Here is a 20,640-nt window from a genome sequence, read left to right as displayed (position 1 = left end):
GCTCAGTAGGTGCGCATCGGCTGGCCGAACATCTGCGACTCGATCGAGGTCGGCGCGCACCAGAGGTACTTCTCCTTCTGGCCCTTCCGCAGCATCGCGACCATGTCGTCGTGGAGCATCTGGAGCCACTGCAGGACCTCCTGGTTGACGCGGATGCTCGATCGCGCGATCTGGGCCTCCTCGGCGGTGAGGCGCTGGAGCACGGTCATGTGGGCCTCGGCGGTGAGGCTGTCGGCGAAGTTGGTCAGGCGCGGCAGCACCGTCAACTGGGTGCGCCAGGGGCCGAGCACCGGTTTGGTCTGGGAGCCGCGCTCGCCGACGTCGTAGACGTACAGCGCCGGGGAGTGCTGGCTGGCGTCGACGGTGACCGGCTGGTCGCCGTGGAGGACGGCAAGCCGGTCACCGCGGCCGGTGGCGGCCTCGCCGAGGCCATTCCACTCCTGGGGCCGGGCGGTGCAGACCGCGACGCGGGTGCCGAGGGCGAGCGCGCGGAAGACCAGCAGCCGGGCCAGGTACACCCCGCCGATGAGATTGACGCGGGTCTCCTCGGGCCGGAAGAGCGGGGCCACCACCGGGACCTGCTCGGCGTCGCGGCCGATGACCAGCCCGGAGGGCGGGCTGGCGGAGGTCATGAGTTCGAGCGCCCGCGCGGTGGGGATCTGCGGCATGGGGCGGAGCGGTTCGACCGCCTTGCCCGCCTCGGAGGCGGTCGCGACCGCGCGGTCGGTGACCGGGAGGCCGTAGACGGTGCCCTCGGTGGGCCCGGCCGAGACCTGGGAGACGCCGAACAGGCCCGCCGAGGTCGGCGTGGAGCTGACCGGGCCGCCGCTCAGCGGCGCGGCTCCGGAATAGGGCACGCCCGAGTACGGCTGGGCCGACGCCGGCTGGCCGGAGAACGGCTGCCCGGAGACCGGCTGTCCCGAGACGGGCTGTCCGGACACCGGCTGCACCGACGCCGGGGAGACCTGCGCGGGCGAGCCGCCGGAGACCGGGGCCGCCGAGACCGGCGACTGGGGCGGCTGCTGCTGAGACGGAGGCGGCCCCTGCGGCCGGGGCTGCTGGGGCGGTCGGGCGGCGGGGCCCTGCCGACCGCTCTGCGGCGGCGGGGCCGGCGGGCGCGTCGGCGGCGGCTGCGAGGCGGGACCCTGCCCGGCCCGGGGCGGCACGCCGTGCGGCGGCCGCGGCGACGCCCCGGCCTGTGGAGTCCCGGTGCCGCGAGCCGGACTCTGGGGACCGGGCGCCTGCCCGCCGCGCGCGGGCGATTGGGGACCTTGGCCCCCGCGGGCGGGCGACTGCGGCTGCGGCTGGTTCCCGGGAGCGGTCGCGCCGTAGGTGTGCGGTGCCCCCGGCTGGGTCGGCGGCGGGGCGGGCTGCGGTGCGGGGTGCTGCTGCTCGGGGGGACGCGGCGGGGAGTCCGGCGCGCCGCCGTTGCGGGCGACCTTGATGGTGCCGTCGTCGTCCTCGACCGAGGGCTTCTCGGCTTCGCGTCGCTCGGCTTCCTCCTCTTCGGAGTGGTGGCGGCCGCCGTTGCCGCCCGCGCGGTAGGTGCCGCCCCGGTAGGTGCCGCCGCCGTAGACGTTGCCGTTGCGGTCGCTCATCGGGGACCTCCTCCGGTCGGGGCGGAAGCGTACGCGGCGGGGCCGTGCTCGCCGTCGAGTCGCTGCAGCCGCACGCCGAGCTGGTCGGCGACATTGAGCATCTGGTTCTGGGCCGACTCCCACGAGGCCTGGTCGAGCGCCAGGCGCACCACCGCGTCGACGGCGAGCTGGCGTCCGGTGACGCGGCCGTCGGGGCTGACCTTGCCGGAGGTGCCGGCGGTGACCACGATGGCGACGGTGGCGAACGCGGCCGGGACGCCCGAGAGCGCGTCGACGGTGCGGTGCAGGGCCTGCCCGTCGCTGGGCCACTTGGTGATCCGGTAGGAGACGTGCCGCAGTCCGTCGGCGTACCAGTGGCTCCACTCCTCGGCGGTGCGCTCGCCCGGGACCGGCGCGAAGGCGACGCCGAGCGACTGCTGCACCGCCTCCCTGACGCCTCCGGCGTCGAGGATCCGGTTGGGGACGCCGACGTTGCCCAGGAGCTTGGAGACGCGCTGCGAGGTGGAGGCGAGGGCCTTGTAGACGCCTTCGACCTCGCCGCCGCGCTCGGCGGTCGCCTCGCGCGCGTCGCGGGCGCCGAGCCTGACCGCCAGCCACGCCTTGTGGTGGACCACGGCCGGGTACTCGCCGAGCAGCTCCCGGTAGGACCGGGCGGCGGCGCTGTTGTCGTAGGCGGCCAGGCCAACCGGGGTGGTGTGGCCGACGAGCTGCACCGCGGTGACCGGCACCGAGGACTCGTCGAACAGCCGCTCCAGGCGTTCGAGCGGGATCGCCTTGGTGCCTTCGTCGGTCGAGCCGATCTCGATGACCGAGAACCAGCCGCCGTTGTCGTGGCCGATGCCGACGTTCTCGTCGCGGTCCTCCACGCCGCTAATGCCCAGGTCCGGGGCGACGCGGTGCAGGACCTCGGTGAGCTGCTCGGTGTCGAGCGCGCGCACGCGGCGGCGGAGCCTCGACCGCAGGGGCCAGGTCTGGTACCACCAGTAGTCGCCCTTGCGCCAGAACGCGATCACGACGATGGCCAGCGCGACCGCCCCGCCGGCGGCCTGCACCGGCAGGTCGAACGCCAAGCACGCCAAGGCGATCGTCAACGCGACCTCGACGGCGATGAGCTGGGCCACGGTGAGCGGCCCCAGCCTGCCCGAGGAGCGCGTCGTGAACACGACGGTCTCGCCGGGGGCCGGGCCTTCCTGCCGGGCCTGCACGGACGCCGTGCCGCGAGCCTGGTCTTGCCCCTGCAGCATCGTCATTTGCGACGTCTCCATCATGAAGGTGAGTGGTCGTACCTATCGTAAGCGGGCAAGTCCACCTCTCACCGACCACCCGACCGGCCGATCGCGAACCCGGGCCGCTGGTGCGGCGGCGTTACACTGGATCAGTGCGTATCCTCCCGCGTTTTCCCCTTTACACTGCGGTCGTCGCGGCGGCCACCTGCACACTCCTGCTGCCCGCCGCGCCCGCGTCGGCGGAGTTCGAAATCGAGCGGCTCGAAGAGGATAAGGAGATCCCCTGCGAGAAACCGCCCGACAGCCGCGAAGACCTGACCGCTAAGGCTTGGACGGTCGACTTCCTCGCCCTCAACGAGGCCCACCAGTACAACCGGGGCACCTACGAGGACGGGACGCCGGTGACGATCGCCGTCGTCGACTCGGGTGTCAACGCGGAACTGGAGGTCTTCGAAGACCGGGTGGTCGACGGATTCGACCTGTGGGATCCGGACGCGGCCGGCAAGTGCGACGCGCACACCCACGGCACTTCGGTGGCGGGGGCCGCCGCCGGCCGGGCGCAGGGCCGTCAGTTCGTCGGTGTCGCGCCCGAGGCCGAGATCATGCCGCTGCGCATCTACCAGGACACCGAGGACGCCGGCGACGGCGAGCGGAGTGAGCTGCTGGCGCAGACGATCGTGGCCGCCGTCGACAACGGGGCCGACGTCATCAACGTCTCGAGCGTCGTGCTCGACACCCCGGAACTGCAGGGCGCCGTGGAATACGCGCATTCGCAGAACGTCGTCATCGTCGCCGCCACCGGCAACAACAACCTGTACATGGACGACGACGGAGTTCCACGGAAGGACCGGGCGTACTATCCGGCGAACTATCCGGAGGTCATCGCCGTCGGCGCGCACAACCCGGACGGGTTCTGGTACGAGAAGACGAACTACGGCCGGAACCTGGACCTGCTGGCCCCCGGCGCCCAGGTCACCATGCCCTACGCCGGCGGAGGATGGCACACCGACTCCGGAACCAGTTACGCCGCCCCGCACGTGGCCGGTGTGGCCGCCCTGCTGAAGGGCGAGTTCGGCGACGAGATCGCCACCCCGGCGTGGATCGAGCGGCGGATCAAGCAGACCGCCATCCACCCGGCGAACGATTTCAACGTCTACCAGGGGCACGGAGTGCTGGACATCCCGAGGGCGCTCACCGCCCCACCGGAGGTCGGTGCCGCGCCGCTGCCGGATGAGGCGGACCCGAGCGAGTCGACCCCGTCGTTCGAGCCGCAGAGCATCGATTCGATCGCGGTCGACTACGACCCGTTGCGTACTGAGAAAATCATCGCCTGGTCGAGCGTCATCGGTTCGATCACGCTGATCATTCTGGTCCTGGTGCTGAAGAAGCTCATCCCGCAGGGGCGCAGGCGGCGCTGGAAACCGGGCAGGCGCGGAGGCGACAACCTCCCGGCCGCGAGGGCGGACTGAGCCGGGCGGCAAGCCGCACCCGAGCGGTTCAGAACGGCAAGAAGCCCGGGTGATCAACCATCACCCGGGCTTAACTTGGATCCGCTGAGGTCGAAACCCACTATTGGAATCTCATGGCGTTCGCGGCCTCGGTCTCCTGCGTACGGATCATCGCGTTCTCGACGGCCTTGCCGACCATTCCGAGAATCTCGTTGATCCGGCCGATGGACTGGTTCCATTCCTCACGCTTCGCGGTGTACGCCTCGAGGTCGTCACCCACCCACTCGAGGTTGTCGAGCTTGGTGGCGAGCTCCTCAAGGGTGTCGTTGATGGATCCCTGATCGTCAATGATCCGTTTGTGCGCGGATTCCATCTCCGCGTATGTCATCGAGATAGGCATGGAACATCACCTCTTCCTGGAGTGTCGGGGGCTACAGTTCGCTGTAGACGTCGTCGATGTCGCTGGAAGCTTCCATGTCCTGCTCGGCGGTCTGCGCGGCGGACTGGTCAAGCTGCTCGGCGATTTCCTCGAGGGTGGTGCACAGGTCGGTAGCCTCTTTGTTCCAGTCCTCCATGACGGCCTCGAACTTCTGAGCCGCCGCACCGGACCAACTGGCGCGGACCTCGTCCACCACAGTGCGGAGGTCCTGCAGAGTACCGTCGACGTTCCATTTCGCGTTGATGGTGTCGGTAGCTGCTTGCGCAACTGTCTCCGGTGTCATGGCGACAGTACCGGCCATCGTCACACCTCCTACTACTTTGTCGAACCGGGGCAGCGGCCTCGGGCCGCCAGGGTCTCCCAGTGAGTTTTCGTTTCGCAGTCACCATAACCCGTCCGTGCAAACTCACCGGGCCGGCGATGCACCTCCCAGTTTACAGTCCCGCGAGTCCCCCCGTGTATCCCGACTTCGTGCCATGATGGGAAGCGGCCTGCATCACCAATCCGAGCGGCGGCCCCGTGGTCCCGGGGAGAGTGAGACCGGGTTGCGGGAACCAGCGGAGAGTTCACACCTTGCACTCCAGTCATCATCCGCAACATTGCCGGCAGATGAACAGCCTCATAAGCTCTGAGAACCACCGACGATGAGAGCTCGCATCCACTTAAGTCCAGCGTGTGAATCAAGGGAAGCAAGGGCACACGTGACCAGTGCTCGGTCCCCTCGAAATACATAGGATCTCGTCAGCGTCGGCCGACACCTCCTCCCACGGCCCAGGATCCGAACCAGTACAAGTTGCGCTAACTCGGTATGCTGGTACCAGTACGTGGTGAGCGGCCGTGCCCGTCGACCTACGCAGCGTCGGCCCACACCCATCCCTGACCGAACACAGCGTTCCCCGAGGTGAAACGATGCCAATCCCAGCCGGCAATGGCGAAATGATCCACGTCATCCCCGACGATTCGGCCGACGGCTACTCGCTGGTCAGCTCGACCGACGGCCGGATCATCGTTGCCGACGAAGACGCGCTCGACGAGCTCGGCATCAGCCTGAGCGACATCGAATCCGAGCTCGAAGGCACGCGCGACCTGGTGACCAACGGCAATCTCACCAGGGTCCGCGGCGCCACCTTCGCGATGATGCCGCAGATCCAGTTCGAGCAGGTCGACGCCCTCAATCTGAAGCTGGGCACGTTCGACGATGCGGAAGAGGTGCGGAACCTCTACCGCGAGAACGTCTACCTGGGCAGGGCCGAGCAGGTGGAGCGCATCGCCAACGGTTATGCCGTCGGACGCCAGGTCACCGAGGAGATCAAGACCGAGTACGTCAACAACGACGGCGACGTGGCCGCCGACATCAACCAGATCAACTCGGAGTTCGACTCGACCGAAGGCATCTCCGAAAGCGAAGTCCAGGAAGTTCAGTCCGAGAACGAGGCGCTGGAGGGCGACGGGGACGGCGATGCACCGCAGCACTGACGGGCATTCGACAATAGACTTCGCCTCAGCCCCTAGGAAGGAGCCACGTCATGGGACAGGGTAAGGGCGCCGAATACTACAAGAACACATACACCCACGAACAGCTCTGGCAGAAGCTCATCACTGACGGCGACTCGTGGAGCGTCGAGCAGGGCGGCTCGGTCTGGCGCACCGCCAGCGCAGACATCGAGAACGCCAAGACCGGTCTCGACACCGCCATGTCCCAGGTCGCCGACTACTGGCAGGGATCGGCCTCCGAGGAGTTCCAACGCCGCATGGAAATCCTGCGTGAGTACGGCGACGAGGCCGCAAGCGGTATGGAGCGGGTCTCAGAATATACAGTGCCTGAACTTGCTGGATTCCTCAAAGAAGCGCAGCAGAAGGCCAGGGACCAGGATCTCTATCCCGAGCATACGCTCACTGACTACGATGAATGGCTTGAGCAGACCAAGCCGGAAGACCTGCAACCGGGCACTGAAAAGGAGCAGAACCAACGTCCGCAACTCCAGCGTGAGCATGCGGACTACATCGAGGAGCGCCATGAAGCCATGGCGATCATCGTTGCCGACCTGGGCCAGAATTACCAGGATGTCGCTGACACATTCCGCGAGCCTCCCTCGCCGCCTCCGACCGGCATGCCCGGCAACGATACCTATCAGCAGCCCACCGGCGGCGTCTTCGGTAGCAGCGGCTTGGGCCCCACCGGCGGCTACACGGGTGGCGGCTCCGGTCCAGGGTCGGCGAACTTCGCGAACGACAATCAGTTCAATGGTGCCGGTTCCGATGATCTTGAACCGGTAGACGGCTGGGACCCGGCTTCATACACCGACCTCGACTCGAATTTCGAGGGCGGCGCCCTGGCCAGTGGCGGCTCGGCCACCGCGTTCGCACCTGGCGGTGGCCCTGGGGCCACCAGTGTCGGCGGTGCTGGCACCACCGGCACCGGAACCGGCGCCGGCCTGTTCGGACCGGCACGCAGCAGCGGTGCGGGATCCGCTCCCGGTCGCGGCACAGGCTCGAACAGCCCGGCGCGCAGCGGTGCCAATAGGCCCGCCAGCTCTACCCGGGGCTCGGGATCGGGACGCGGTACGGGCGGACGCGGCAGCGCGACCGGCCGCGGCATCAACAGCCGCGGAGTCGGTCCGCGCGGTGGCACTCGCTCGGGTCACAACGACGATGATGAGGAAGAGGAATACACGCGCGAGACCTGGTTGAAGGAAGACGATGTCAACTGGGGACGCAACCGGACTCCGGACGAGGAACTCGACGACTGACCTCTGAGAGCCGAAAAGTGAGGGGCGAGCGGCAGAGCCGCTCGCCCCTCACTTTTCGCTGTTGTCACCTTCGATAATTTGGATCGCTGGGCTGCCATGGTGGGCTCTGGTCCGCGCCTCCAGGAGGTGGGCTGTAGCCCTGTGGGTCGGGAGGCGGTGGGGATCCGTAGCCTTGCGGCGGCCCCGACGTTGGTGGGGCGTAGTGCTGCGCCTGGGGCGGCTCCGACGGTGAATAGCCGCCTTGAGCTGGTCCGACTCCGGGGTCGAACCTCCCGCGGACCATCGCCGCCTGCTTGCGGCTTCGCCCCCGGAGCACAAGCCACACGCCGACCGCCGCGCCAATCAAGACGAGTGCCGCCGCGATAACGATGACCGTCGACAGGCCGGAGTCCGACTCCTCGGACGCCGCTTCGGTATCCACCGCTGATGGCTCCTCGGCCGAGTTCTCTGCCGGCGCTTCCCCCTCGCCCGCCTCGGAATCCTCTTCGCCATCATCATCCGGGCTGGCGCCGCTCGCTCCCGCTTCCCCCATCGGGTATCCGAGCGGATTCTCGTCGACGGTTTCGATGCCGTCAGCGTCTACTGCTCGCTGAGCGTTTACAAGACCGAACCCCATCGCATCAGTGCGGTTCTCGCCGCTGCCGTCTCCGGCGGTTTGGATCAGACGCTGGATCACGTTGTTCTCATCCAGGTCCGGATGTGCCGCCATGGTCAGGGCGGCGACGCCGCCGACAAAGCCGGAGGCGACCGATGTACCGGCAATGCCTTCGTCGTATTCGACTTCAGGCTCGGTCCCCCAGCCCTTGTCCTCTTTCATCGGTAGTGGATGGAGCATGTTCTCCGCTGGTGCAGCGATGTCGTTTTCGGGTCCGGTTGATGTCCCGTACCAAGCGGATCCGTCAGTGTCCGTTCCTGCAACTCCTACGACGCCGGGAAGATTTCCGGGGAACGCTGGGGGGTTCTCCGGAATGTTCCCGACCGCGGAGATCACCACTACCCCTTTATCGATGGCGTATTGAACTGCCTCAGTGATACGTTCGTTCTCCCCAGTTTGACCCGACGCGAAAACGATGACATCAGCGCCATTGTCAGCGGCCCACTCGAACGACGGCTTGGTCGTTGCACCGAGACCACCAATCTCTACCTCGGCCCCGTTGTCGAACCGGACGGGAAGAATTGTCGCCTCCGGTGCGACGTGGAGAACACCCGCGGCGACCTGCATACCGTGGCCATCGAGAGTGTCCTCCCAAGCATCGTCTTCACGGTCGAACGCTGAGAAACCAGGCAGAACATCCTTGTCGTCGAAGAAGGGGTGCTCGCCCATCCCGGTGTCGATGACCGCGACCGTCACGCCATCGCCTTTGGTCGTCTCCTGAGCGGCGGGCACCTGCATGAGGTCCAGCGCCCACTGCGCTGAATCGGTGAGCTTCTGGTCCTGCGCGAGCGCGGCACTTGGTGTGGCGACAATGCTTCCCGCCAGAGCGACCGCTCCGAGGCCCGCCCCGAGAGCGGTTCGCAGGCGCCGCGACACTCCTCGGTCCGTTTGCCTTGCACGGCTGGGGAGGTCGGGGTGGCAGGTTCTGCGTTTCGGGGGTATCGAGTCGAGAGGTGACGCCATGGGGATGGCCCCTTCCGTGCTTCTGTCGTAACAGCGGTGTCCGCTCTGTCCCACAAGATACCGGACCTGCGCCGTCTCGGTGAGCCGCGGCTGAGCCCTCCAGAGTAGGGCACTGTCCAGGTAGAACAAGAGGCCGAGCGGGGTGTGAGGGAGGTCCTAGACGTTCTCGAACCCGAGCGCGTGTCGTCCTTGATTCCGGGTTCGGGCTGTGCCATGGTGCTGGCACGCGCGAAGCGCACCAACCGAATATGGCCCGGCGGGCCGCCTCACTGACGCCAATCACCGCGGCGGCCCGCCTCCACAACCATCGGAAGGTAACCTCCCATGGTCTCTGTCAGCCTACGTGAAAAACCGTCTGAGGCAATAGAGCGAAACGCCCCCGACAGGTGGACGGCCGTCAAGCCGGTCCCGGGCACTCCGGCCTGGGCCCACCCGGCACGACCCGGGACCCGAGCTCCGGCCAAGCCGTGGGAGCCCTGGAGACTCCCGAGCAAGCGCCCGTTCCCGAACCCCTCCACCCGCAGACCCAGCCCTACTCCCGTCGAGCAGAACCACGCCTGGCGGATCGACTTCACCGAGCCTTCTTCCCCTGCTCCAACCGCAGTCGCGACCACTCCCGAGCAGGATCGCCGCGTCCGGCGTCGTCTCGCTGCGCTGGTGGGGCTGGCCTACCTGCTCCTGACCGCGCTGACGACGGGGTTCACGTGGAGTGCCTACTTCGCGGATTCGGCAAACGACGAGACCGGGCCCGAACCCCGGAAGCCGGAACCGGACGACGAGCCGGACTCGACGGATCGACATCCGGATGCGCCGGGGCTCCACGTCCGGGCGGACGGGTCCCGATACCTGATAATGCCGCTGCCGACGGCGGCTCCGGGCGGTGCGTAGTGAGGTTGAATGCCATCGTCGACGCCGCCAGTATGCCGGTCCTGGCGATCGAGCCCGTAGCGGACCGCCGCGTCCAATACTCCTGGCCGGTCGGCCAAGACCGGCTCAGGATCCTGCTGGTCGGCTGGATACCGGCCCCGATCGGCAGCGTGATCGACCTGAACTCGGAAAACGCGCGCCTGGTCATCTCCGAACCGCACCACCTGGACTGGGCCAGGGCGAACGCCGACCGGATCGTCGCAGGCGCGGTCGGACTGTGGCGACGCACCTTCCATGAATGCGAAGGATTACGGCGGGACGGGCGGCAGCCGGACGTTGCGCCCGGCCGCCGGGGGTCAGGCCGATTCGACCGGCAGGCCGGCGGCCGTCCAGTCCTCGATGCCCTCCTTGTACTTGCGGACGTTGGTGTAGCCCATGGCGGTCAGCCGGTCGGCGACCTGGCCGCTGTTGGGGCAGGCGGGGTTCGAGCAGTAGGTGACGATCGCGGCGTCGCGGTCGGGCAGCAGGGTCGAGGCTTTGTCGTCGACGTCCGCCAGGACGAGCGGGAGGGCACCGGGCAGGTGCTGCTTGGCCCAGTACTCGCCGCCGAGCGCATCGACGACGGTCACGTCGCCGCTCTCGACTGCGGCCTTGAGTTCGTCACGGGTGATGAGTGCAGTCATGTCGCACCTTTCAAGTAAGTGGACTATAGTCCAGATGTGCAACACGACCGTACCGGACCACAGTCCGTTTCTGCAACCCCGCTGGAACTGCTTCGGACCCCGCCACCGAAGGAGCGCGCCGACGCGGCCCGCAACCGGGCCGCGATCCTGGACGCGGCGGCACGTCTCTTCGCAGAGCACGGAGTCGAGGACGTGTCGATGGACCAGGTCGCCACGGCCGCCGGTGTCGGCAAGGGGACGCTCTTCCGCCGCTTCGGCGACAAGGCCGGCCTGGCCGCAGCGCTCCTCGACTCGCGCGAACGCGTGCTCCAAGACGGGATCCTCACCGGTCCCCCGCCGCTGGGGCCAGGAGCTCCCGCTCCCGAGCGCATGGCCGCCTTCGTCGAGGCCTACCTGGACTACCTCTTCGAGCATCTGCCGCTCGTGCGCATGTCGGAGACCGCCAGCCCCGGTGCGCGCTACCGGATCGGTGCCTACCGCTTCTGGCACCGCCACACCGTGATCCTGCTCGATGACCGACCCGACGCAGAGGCCACCGCGCACGCCTTGCTGGCGCCGCTCGGCGCCGAACACATCGCGGCGATCCTCCCCGACCTCGGCGAAGACCGCGTCCGGGCGTCCGTCCACCGCTTGTGGAACGCGGCCGCGACCGAATAACCTGCTGCCCACCCGAAAACGCCAGCGTCTACGTCCCTGAGGCCTGTCTCCCGATCCGTTCCGGACCGTCGCCGATCAAGACACCCGTACGGGCGACTCTCGTTCCCGGGAAGCTGGGAGCGGTCGTGACTCGGCGGGTGTTCAAGGCCCCGGCCGTCAACTCGGATAACGCCCCGGGGCGGTACTCGGCGGTGGTCTTGGCGGTCTCGCACACCCGCACTGCGGTCAGCTCGGGGAAGTCCTCGATCCACCGCTCGTAGATCCAGATCGCCAGGTTCTCCGAGGTCGGATTCCACTCCATCGACTCGTTCAGATGCCGGTGGTCCAGAGTCTTGTCGACCCATTGCTTAAACTCGTCCAAGTCCCGGTAGTCGCGCACGAAACCCGATGGGGTGAGGCGGTCGCGCGAGGCCCTCAGCTCCAGTACGACGACGTAGTTGTGCCCGTGCATGCGGGCGCAAGGGTGCCAGCTCGGGAGCCCTTCCAGGACGTGGCTCGCCGAGAAGTGGAACTCCTTGGTGATCGTCAGCATCGCCAATCCAGTCTCGCACCGTCCCGCTCACGGCCGGGGCCGGATGCGCTCCTCACCGCTCGGAACCCTCACCGTCGCGGATCGCGCGGTTGAGCGGGTCCCTCTCGACGAACCCGGTCCTCACGGCCGGGTCGTCGATCAGTTCGGCTTTGCGATCCAGTTCGGCGCGTGCCCGATCGAGCAACTCACGGGCCGAGTCCGAGCGGCCCGCGGCCGCGTGCGCGAGCGCCGCGTGGAAACAGACCTCCTCGGTGCGCAGCGCCGGCATCGGCCCCACCTCGTCGAGGATCCGGACGCCGTGCTCGGCCTCCCGGAGAGCACGCTCGGCGTCGCCCCGAGCTCTGGCGATCCGGCCCAGGAGCATATGGGCCGCGATCGTCGACCGGACCATGCCGCTCTGCCGGGTCTCCTCCACCGTCGCCTGGGCGAGCCGCCCGGCCATTTCCAGGTCGCCGCGGTGCTCCAGGAGCGCTTGGGCGTACAGGTTGCGGACGATCGGGACGAGGTTCAGCAGCCAGGTCCGCTCGGTCTCCTCCCAAGCCGACTCCATCAGCGCGATCACCTCCCGGCCCGCCGCGCCCGATCGGCCCCGGGGGTGCGCGAGCAGCGCCGAGTTGTAAGCGTGCCAACCCGACTCCCCGCCCCGCTCCTCCTCGATCGAGCACGCCTCCCGCAGCGCGTCCTCGGCCCCTTCCAGGTCGCCGAGGGTGGTGCGGACCTGCGCCAGGTAGTTCAGGGCGATGGGCAATTCCGCGAGACTGCCTTCGGCGCGCATCCGGTCCACCGCGGGCACGAGCCGGTCGAGCGCTTCACCGAGGCGCCCAGAGTCGAACAGCGTGATCCCGTACTGGATCTCGCCCAGATTGCGGCTGTGGTTCAGCACCGGGTCGTCGCCGCCTGAGATCCGGGCGTCCGTCCGCCGCATCCGCTCGGCCTCGGCGAGCTGCGCGAGCCCGTCGGCCAAGCGCCGCTTCGAGACCTGGCGGCCGTACTCGATCCGGGCGACGTAGAGCGCGACGGCGTCTCCGGAGCTCTCGGCCAGTTCCACGGCCCGGTGCAGGCGCTCCAGGCCGACTTCGAGTCCGCGCGTGGACATCAAGGTCTTGCCGCGCATCATGGCCGCTCGGGCGAGCAGCACCGGATCCCCGTGCCGCCGGGCCGCTTCCTCGGCCTCGGCCGCCAGCGCGTCGACGTCGCGCTCCCCGGTCGGTCGGCGCAGGCCCTTCCAGCGCACCTCGGTCAACGACAGGTGCAGGACGATCGCCCGGATCAGCCGTGCATCGCGGCCCGGTTCGCCGGGCGGCATGCTCCTGGCCGCGTCGATCGCGATGCCGCACAGCCACTCGGCTTCGGACATCGACAGCAGTTCGGTGGCGGCGCGGGAGGCGAGCTCCAGGTGGAAGTCGCTCGAGGCTCCCAGGCAGCGGACGCCCGCGGCCCGGTAGTGGCGGGCGATCTCCAACCGGTGTTCCAGGTTCGCAGTCTCGCCGAGTCGGTCCAGCTCGGCTGCGGCGATCCGCTCGTGTCGTTCTCGGCGCTGGTCGATGCTCTGCGATCGGTAGACCAAGCGCCACAGCGCCCGGTGCTGGAACCGGTAGTGGTCGGCCCGGCGGTAGCGTGCCCACGGGGGCGCCCCGTCGGCCTCGATGAGGTGGCTGCGTCTGGCGAGCTCGTGGAGCCGGTCCCGGACGGGGGCGTGCTCGCGTCCGGCCAGGCCGGCCAGCGTCGCCGAATCGAATCCGTACCCTTGGGCGGCACCCAGGACGACCAGTTCCCGGCTCGACTCCGGAAGGGCCTCGAGCTGCTCGTCGACCCAGTGCGCCAGGCTTTCGGGGAGGGCGATGCCTCGATCGGCCGCGTTCTCCCAGTCGTCCAGGCACTTGACCACGAAGATCGGGTGGCCGCCGGTGACCTGGCTCAGTTCGGCGGCGAACTCGGGCGGGGACACCGGTCGCTTCGATTCGACCAGGTCGGCGACCGCCTCCGCGGGCAGCCCGCCGATCGGGAGGCGGCGCAGCAGTCCTTCGCGCTCCCAGGAGCCCAGGAGCGGTTCGGTCTCCCGTCCGCCGCTGTGGAACGGATCGAACCCCAGCACCAGGCCCATCGGCAGTCCTTCCGGCCGACGCATCAGGCGGTCGAGCACCTCCAGGCTGCTGTGGTCGCACCGGTGGACGTCGTCGATGACGAACACCGACGGCCGCTTGGCGATCCGTTTGCCGATCGCTTCGGTGATGCGGATCGCCGCCGCCTGCTGGAACGGCATCAGGCTGTCGAACGGCATCGAGCCCGACCCCAGCGACGTCTTGACCACCTCGGCACCGGCGTTGACGACCGGTTTGAGTCCGGGGACGAGCTCCCCGAGCAGCGCCGGTACGGAGGCGGTCACACCCGCCACGACCGGTTTGCGCAGCAGTCTGCGGGACCGGCGGCGGGATTCCAGGAGCGCCAGGAGGTCGACGATCGGTCCGAAGGTCAGGGTGGGGCCGATCGTGGGGTTGCAGCGGACGGTGTAGACGTCGACCGGCAGCTCGCTTTGCGCGGCTTCGAAGTCGGCCAGCAGGGCGGACTTGCCCATGCCCGAGGGCCCCTCGACCACTATGCAGGGGTCGGTCGTCCCGCCGGGTACCGCCCTGGCGAACTTGCGAAGCCGGTCCGCCTCATCCACACGATCAACGAAACGCTCGTTCATCGGACCCCATCCGTCCACGATTGCCAAGCCAGGCAAAGGGTTCAGTCTCCATCACGATAGGCCATCGGCGTCTTCGGCTGGGGCCTCGGCGCGGCGCGGGGCGTCGGGCATGCGCTCAGCGCCGCCGGTAGGCGGTCATGCCGGATTCGGTGAGTCGTCTGGTCAGCAGCAGGATCCGGGCCGGGAGGTAGTCGGTCTCGGGGTCGTCGCCGTCGAGTTCGTCGTCCTCCTCGGCCCACTGCTCGAGCGTGGTGCCGATCGCCCGGTCGAGGAAGCGCCGGGCCGCCTCGTGGGTGAGGTCCTCGGTCCGGGTGGGGATCTCGTTCAGCAGGTTGCCGGAGTCGATCCGCTTGAGCAGGCCCGGTACCTGGTCGGGCGGGACCGGGTCGAGCATGGTGATCGCGCCGCCTCCGGTGTGGTCGACACCGATCAGGAAGCCGTGCTCCTCCTCGCCGCGGTGGAACAGTGCCAGCAGCCAGGCTTCGTCGTCGTCCTGCGGGACGGTGATCCGGGTGAAGCGGACCGGTTCCACCGGGCGGAAGAGCTCGGCGGTCCACACCGGGTCGGGCACCCCGGTGGCCTCGAGGACGGTGTCGGCCTCGCGGGCCAGCGCGGCGAGTTGTTCGTCGGGGCCGAGCGCCATGAACGTCAGCAGGGCGCGGGCGCTGGGGTCGGCGCCGCGGGCGACCTCTTCGACCAGGCGGACGGCGGCGTGGTCGGAGTCGAGTTGCTCGATGCCGGCCAGGAGGCCGAGGATCGCGCCGCCGGCCAGTTCGGCTTCGAACGGGTCGGTGACGGTGGCCAGGTCGTCGCCCATGGCCGCCAGGTGCGGGCGGATCGCGGTCAGGAGGTCTTCGATGTCCTCGACTTCGCGGCGCAGGGCCGCGCGGAGTTCGATCCGCTCTCTCCGCCGCCGGTCCCGTCGCCTGCTCATCACCTCATGCTGTCACTTCGCCGCACGGCATGGAACCCCCGCCGGATCAATCCTCCCCCGTACACGGCAGGCCGACGACCGTGTCGCGTTCCGGGGGCACCTCGCCCTGCGGGTCGAGGCAGGGGACGCTGTCGTCGACCCTTTCGAGGCAGCCGCTCTGGACCTCCAGCAGGGGCTGCTCGCCGGTGAGGAGCCGGAAGGTGAGGTCGTCGCCGCGGTGGGCGGTGAGGGTGGGCCGGCCGTCGCGGGTGGTGCCCCGGTAGAGGACCTCGTAGTCGCCGCCGCTCCATCGGTCCCGGAGGGCGGTGGTGTAGGCGGTCTCGTCGGCCGGATCGTCGAAGTCGGCGATGCCGTAGGCGATGCGGTAGCGGTAGGTCTGCAGGCCGCTTTCGGTGCGGTAGCCGCAGGCGGTGACCTCGACCTCGCGGCTGTGGAAGCCGGGGAAGCCCTGGTGGGCGACGGCGGTGGTCGTCACGGCCGCTTCGATGCGGGCCCACACGTCGGATTCGTCGTGCTCGCCCACCGGAGGGCCGGTCTCGGTCGAGGCGGTCACCCAGTCGCCCACGGACACGGCGACGCCGAAGCCGAGGATCACGCTCGCGCCCCAGGTGAGCGACTCGACGCTCAGCAGGTGCGGCCGGGCCGGTTCGTGCTCGGTGCGCAGCCACCGCTGGGATTCGGCGGTGGCCGCGATCGCCACGGCCGCGAACGCGACCGGCCCGACGGTGAGCGCGAACAGGACTCCGGCGGCCACCGACCGGCCGGGGTCGACCGGGACGAGCAGGAGGATCTGCTGCACGGCGGCGAGGACGGCGGCGCCGGTGAGGTAGAGGCGGGCCCGGAAGCCGCCCTTGCCGAGCCAGTAGACCGCGAGCAGGTTGACCGGCAGGGCGGGGGCGAGCGTCACCAGGTAGGACATGCCGCGTTCGAACAGTTCGGTCTCGACGCCGCCGGCCCATGCCTGGCCCTGGAGGGCGCGCCACGTCCAGAGCCAGAGGGCCGCCACCAGGACCGTCTGGGCCGCCAGCAGCAGGCGCAGCGCCTGCACGCGTCGGGGCGGCCGCGCGGCCGCCCGTCCGGGCGGGCGTTCCATTCAGCCTTGGCCGTTCGGCGGCAGGAGCGCGGTCTGTATGAGCTGCTCGCCGTCCTTGCGGCGCACGAGGGTGCCGCGGCCGGGCGGCTGCGGGCTGGGCCGCAGCTTGCCGAAGATCGCGCCTTCCTCGCGTTTGCCGCTCATCAGCAGGCCGGGGTTCTCGAGCTGCTTGATCTGCCCCATCACCGGGTCCATCATGGATCGTCCGGCGCCGGCGCAGCGCCGGGCGAGGATCATGTGGAAGCCGATGTCCCGGCCCTGCGGGATGAGCTCGGCCAGCGAGGTCAGCGGGCCGGACCGCCCCTGGGAGACCATCTCGTAGTCGTCGACGATCAGGTACAGGTCCGGGCCGGTCCACCAGGTCCGGTCGCGCAACTGCGCCGCCGAGACGTCGTCGCCGGGCAGCCGGTTCTCGATCGGGCCCTTGAGCCGCTTGCAGGCGGTCTCGAACTGCTTGCTGTTCATCGCGTAGTCCAGCAGCGTGGGCTTGCCGATCTCCTCGAGCATGCCGCGCCGGAAGTCGGCCATGATGACCTTGGCCTCGTCGCCGGCGTACGTGGCCTGGATCTGGCGGGCGATGTGCCGCAGCAGATTCGTCTTCCCGCACTCGGTGTCGCCGAGCACCAGCAGGTGCGACTCGGCTTCGAAGTCGAGCGTGACCGGCTTGAGCCCGGCTTCGTTGAGCCCGATCGGGATGCCCGGCTTGGACCGGTCGACCGCCTGCAGGAACTGGTCGACGTGCAGCTCGCGCGGCAGCAGCCGCACCGGCGGGCACGGCGGGCCGGGCCAGGCCTGCTTGACCTTCTTGACGAAGTCCTCCACGCCCGGGGACAGGTCGTCGCCGTCCATGTTCCCGTCGATGCGCGGCACCCCCGACAGGAAGTGCAGCTTGTTGGTCGACAGCCCACGGCCCGGCCGGCCCTTGGGGACGTTCGCCTGCGCCTTGCGGTCGACCTCGGACTCCATGTTGTCGGAGAGCTTCAGCTCCAGCTTCAGCCCGAACATGTCGCGCATGTTCATGCGGATGTCGCCCCACCGGGCGCAGGTGACGATCACGTGCACGCCGTAGGACAGGCCCCGGTTGCCGATGGTGCGGATCTGGTCGACGAACGGCTCGTAGTCCTCCCGCAGCGTCATCCAGTTGTCGACGACCAGGAAGACGTCGCCGTAGGGGTCGTCGGGGAAGCGGCCGTCGGCCTTCATGCGCCGGTAGGCGTGCATGCCGTCGATCTTGTTGGCGGTGAAGAACGCCTCCCGCTCGTTGAGGATGGAGGTGACCTCCTGGATGGTGCGGCGCACCCCCTCCTCCTCCTGGCGGCCGAACACCCCGGCCACGTGCGGGAGGTCCTCGATGCCGCGCAGGGTGCCGCCGCCGAAGTCCAGGCAGTAGAACTGGATCTCCTTCGGGGTGTGCGTCAGCGCCATCGACCCCATCATGGTCCGCAGCATCGTCGACTTGCCGGACTGGGCACCGCCGGCGATGGCGACGGTGCCCTGGCCGCCGGACAGGTCGACGATGAACGGGCTGCGCCGCTGCTCGAACGGCCGGTCCTCCTCGCCGAGCACCGCGTTCAGCTTCCCGTTGAGCGAGAAGCCCTTCGGGGTCAGGCCGCGGACCGGATCGGGCTCGAGGTTCGGCAGCAACCGGTCGAGCGTCGGCGGCTCGGTCAGCGGCGGCAGCCACACCTGGTGGGCCGGCCGGCCCATCCCGATGCAGTTGTTCACCATCACCTCGAGCTCGGAGAGCTTCTCGTCCTCGTTCTCCTCCTCGGCTTCGGCCTCGGCCTCGTCCTCCTCGGGCTCCTCCTCCGGCTCCGGTTCGGGCGGCAGCTCGACGTGGCCGGGCAGGAACCGCTGCACCTTGTGCTGCACCGCGGCGATGCGCTCGGCGCGGGAGACCTGCTGCTTCGGCGGCTTGTAGGCACCGCCGACGTAGGCGGCGCGGAACCGCACCAGCTCCTCGGTGCCGACCTGGAGGTAGCCGTGGCCCGGCTGCTGCGGCAGCTCGTAGGCCGCGCCGGTGCCGATGACGGTGCGGGACTCCTGGGCCGAGAACGTGCGCAGCGCGACCCGGTAGGACAGGAACGTGTCCAGGCCCTTGAGCTTGCCCTCCTCGAGCCGCTGCGAGGCCAGGAGCATGTGGACGCCGATGGAGCGGCCGATGCGGCCGATCTGGAGGAACAGGTTGATGAACTCCGGCTTGGCGACGAGCATCTCGGAGAACTCGTCGGCGATGATCATCAGCGTCGGCATCGGGTCGAGCGGCTGCCCGGCGGCGCGGGCCTTCTCGTACTCCCACCGGTTGGTGTAGTTGCCGGTCGAGCGCAGCACCTCCTGGCGGCGCACCAGCTCCCCCTCGAGCGCGTCGGCCATGCGGTCGACCAGCTCGATCTCGTCGGCCAGGTTGGTGATGACCGCCGACACGTGCGGCAGCTCGTCGAGCGAGGCGAACGTCGCCCCGCCCTTGAAGTCGACAAGGATGAAGTTGAGCTCCTCGGAGGAGTGCGTGGCGATCATCGAGCCGACGATGGTGCGCAGCACCTCCGACTTGCCCGAACCGGTCGCGCCGATCAACAGCCCGTGCGGGCCCATGCCGCCGGCGGCCGACTCCTTGAAGTCGATGTCGACGACCGAGCCGTCCGGTCCGGGCCCGATCGGCACCTTCAGGTAGTCCTTGACCGCCTTCTCCCGCCAGTGCACGGCCGGGTCGAGGGCGGCGGCGTCGTTGAAGCCCAGCATCTCCGGCAGGTTCGACGGGGCCGACATCGGCGAGGCGTCCTCGTCGCCGGACTCGGTGCTCCCGCCGGCGCCCTTGAGCGTCAGCCGCCACGGGGCCAGCGACCGGGCGATGCCCTCGGCCTGGTTGTACGACAGCCGGTCGGGCCTGCCCAGGACCCGGCGGCGTCCGGCCTGGTCGCTGCGGATCTCGTCCTCGGTGATGTCGAGCAGCTTGATCTGCGGGCCGGGCTTGCGCGGCAGGTAACCGGAGAAGTCGAAGACCGTCACCCCGGCCATGCCGTCGGCGGCGATGAGCCCGGTCGGGTCGACGTCGCCGCCGTCGAGGATCACCACCAGGTGGGACTCGTCCTCCCCGGCCGTGGCCCCCGGCGACCAGGCGGCGCGGCCGGTGAACTGGTCGCGCAGGGCGCTCTCCAACTGCGAGGTGGAGTTGTAGAACATCCGCACCGGACCGGCGCCGTCCTCGTCCGAGGGATGCTGCAGGTGCGGCAGCCACTTCGTCCAGTGCCACTCGGCCATCCGGTCGGCGTCGGCCACCACCGCGACCATCACGTCGTCGGGCGAGTGCAGCACCGCCAACTGGCATAGTTGCGACCGCAGATTGTCCATGACCAGCGCCCGGTCCCCGCGCAGCACGTGCCGCCCGGCCTCGGTGTACCGCAGCGACCGCGGAATGTTCATCACGTTGGAGTGCGCGGCCACGAAACGCCGCAGCGCCATCGACGACATCGGCTCCAGGTCCTCGACCGGCTTGGTCTCCGGCGGCACCAGCTTCATCGTCATGCGCTGCTTGCCGACCCCGACCCTGACGTCGAAGGAGTCGTCGTCCTTGTTGCGGCGCTCCCACATCCGCCGCGAACCCACCAGCGACCACAGCGCCTGCGGGTCGGGGTGGCGCCAGCGCGCCGCCCGCCACTGCCGCTCGGCGCCCTTGCGGGCCCGGCGCCGCACCTGGTTCAGGTAGCGCATGTAGTCGCGCCGCTCGGCGTTGAACTCGGCCTTCTTCTGCCCCTTGTTCCCGCCGATGTTGGACAGGAACATGCCGAGCATGGACACGCCGAACATCGCGCCGACGGCCATCATCAGCGGGTCGATGCCGCCGCCGGCGCCGCCGCCGCGGCGCATCATCATCAGCGCCATCGCGCAGGCTCCGGCCAGCATCGGCAGCACCATCAGGTACTGCCCGATCGACTTCGGCTGCGGATCGGGCATGTCCGGCGGCGACTCGAGCAGGATGTCGCCGCGCGGCGCCTGCGGACCGCGTTTGCGCGGCGGCCGACGGAAGAGTTTGGTCGTCACAGTGGGTCCTTGTACTCACCGGGGGATGCGCCCTGCCGTATAAAAGATGTAAGTGCGCTCTGTCGAGT

The 20,640-nt window shown here is 69.2% G+C and carries 14 protein-coding genes and 1 pseudogene; 4 read left to right on the top strand and 11 right to left on the bottom strand.

Annotation, left to right across the window (positions count from 1 at the left end; translation table 11 throughout):
- Nucleotides 1-2: 2 nt before the first annotated feature.
- On the bottom strand, nt 3-1,598 hold the full coding sequence (locus CUT39_RS15770) for a hypothetical protein (RefSeq protein WP_100448215.1): 1,596 nt from the start codon (nt 1,596-1,598) through the stop codon (nt 3-5).
- Entirely contained in the window at nt 1,595-2,848 is a 1,254-nt protein-coding gene (eccE, locus tag CUT39_RS15765) for a type VII secretion protein EccE (protein WP_157930736.1), read from the bottom strand. Before eccE ends, CUT39_RS15770 begins: the two co-directional genes overlap by 4 nt.
- A gap of 128 nt (nt 2,849-2,976) precedes the next feature.
- Here eccE and CUT39_RS15760 point away from each other — a divergent pair, with 128 nt between their 5' ends.
- Nucleotides 2,977-4,293: a S8 family peptidase gene (locus CUT39_RS15760; RefSeq protein ID WP_157930735.1), complete on the top strand. Its 1,317-nt coding sequence runs from the start codon at nt 2,977-2,979 to the stop codon at nt 4,291-4,293.
- Nucleotides 4,294-4,393: 100 nt separating this feature from the next.
- Here CUT39_RS15760 and CUT39_RS15755 read toward each other — a convergent pair whose 3' ends face one another.
- Both CUT39_RS15755 and CUT39_RS15750 read right to left on the bottom strand, forming a co-directional pair.
- Nucleotides 4,394-4,672 (bottom strand): WXG100 family type VII secretion target, encoded by a 279-nt coding sequence (locus CUT39_RS15755; protein WP_100448209.1) that lies wholly within the window; start codon nt 4,670-4,672, stop codon nt 4,394-4,396.
- A gap of 31 nt (nt 4,673-4,703) precedes the next feature.
- Nucleotides 4,704-5,012, bottom strand: a complete 309-nt coding sequence (locus CUT39_RS15750) for a WXG100 family type VII secretion target (RefSeq protein ID WP_157930733.1) — start codon at nt 5,010-5,012, stop codon at nt 4,704-4,706.
- A 608-nt stretch (nt 5,013-5,620) separates the two neighbouring features.
- Between CUT39_RS15750 and CUT39_RS15745 the strand changes: the two genes are divergently transcribed.
- Both CUT39_RS15745 and CUT39_RS15740 read left to right on the top strand, forming a co-directional pair.
- Nucleotides 5,621-6,187, top strand: coding sequence for a hypothetical protein (locus CUT39_RS15745; protein ID WP_157930732.1), 567 nt, complete (start codon nt 5,621-5,623; stop codon nt 6,185-6,187).
- A 50-nt stretch (nt 6,188-6,237) separates the two neighbouring features.
- Nucleotides 6,238-7,461 (top strand): WXG100 family type VII secretion target, encoded by a 1,224-nt coding sequence (locus CUT39_RS15740; protein WP_100448203.1) that lies wholly within the window; start codon nt 6,238-6,240, stop codon nt 7,459-7,461.
- 64 nt (nt 7,462-7,525) lie between these two features.
- On the opposite strand, the gene CUT39_RS15735 is transcribed toward CUT39_RS15740, so the two are convergent.
- Nucleotides 7,526-8,992 (bottom strand): S8 family serine peptidase, encoded by a 1,467-nt coding sequence (locus CUT39_RS15735; protein ID WP_198587176.1) that lies wholly within the window; start codon nt 8,990-8,992, stop codon nt 7,526-7,528.
- Between the two features lie 1,310 nt (nt 8,993-10,302).
- A complete protein-coding gene (locus CUT39_RS15725; RefSeq protein WP_100448199.1) occupies nt 10,303-10,629 on the bottom strand; it encodes a rhodanese-like domain-containing protein in 327 nt (108 codons plus the stop codon).
- A gap of 81 nt (nt 10,630-10,710) precedes the next feature.
- Here CUT39_RS15725 and CUT39_RS15720 point away from each other — a divergent pair, with 81 nt between their 5' ends.
- Nucleotides 10,711-11,286, top strand: a complete 576-nt coding sequence (locus tag CUT39_RS15720) for a TetR/AcrR family transcriptional regulator (RefSeq protein WP_100448302.1) — start codon at nt 10,711-10,713, stop codon at nt 11,284-11,286.
- 175 nt (nt 11,287-11,461) lie between these two features.
- Here the strand turns inward: CUT39_RS15720 and CUT39_RS15715 are convergent.
- The 5 genes and pseudogenes from CUT39_RS15715 to eccCa all read right to left on the bottom strand — a co-directional run.
- Nucleotides 11,462-11,818, bottom strand: a pseudogene (locus tag CUT39_RS15715) (6-pyruvoyl trahydropterin synthase family protein); the annotation flags it as partial.
- Between the two features lie 52 nt (nt 11,819-11,870).
- Nucleotides 11,871-14,507, bottom strand: coding sequence for an ATP-binding protein (locus CUT39_RS15710; RefSeq protein WP_100448195.1), 2,637 nt, complete (start codon nt 14,505-14,507; stop codon nt 11,871-11,873).
- Nucleotides 14,508-14,622: 115 nt separating this feature from the next.
- Complete coding sequence (locus CUT39_RS15705; RefSeq protein ID WP_100448193.1) at nt 14,623-15,441, bottom strand: hypothetical protein; 819 nt, start codon at nt 15,439-15,441, stop codon at nt 14,623-14,625.
- 46 nt (nt 15,442-15,487) lie between these two features.
- Nucleotides 15,488-16,534: a hypothetical protein gene (locus CUT39_RS15700; protein WP_100448191.1), complete on the bottom strand. Its 1,047-nt coding sequence runs from the start codon at nt 16,532-16,534 to the stop codon at nt 15,488-15,490.
- A complete protein-coding gene (gene eccCa / locus CUT39_RS15695; RefSeq protein WP_100448189.1) occupies nt 16,535-20,572 on the bottom strand; it encodes a type VII secretion protein EccCa in 4,038 nt (1,345 codons plus the stop codon). It abuts the gene before it with no gap.
- Between the last annotated feature and the right edge of the window lie 68 nt (nt 20,573-20,640).

It is taken from the genome of Glycomyces xiaoerkulensis (genome assembly GCF_002798405.1).
In the GTDB taxonomy this organism is placed as follows: domain Bacteria; phylum Actinomycetota; class Actinomycetes; order Mycobacteriales; family Micromonosporaceae; genus Glycomyces; species Glycomyces xiaoerkulensis.
This window is presented reverse-complemented; position numbering and strand designations above follow the sequence as displayed.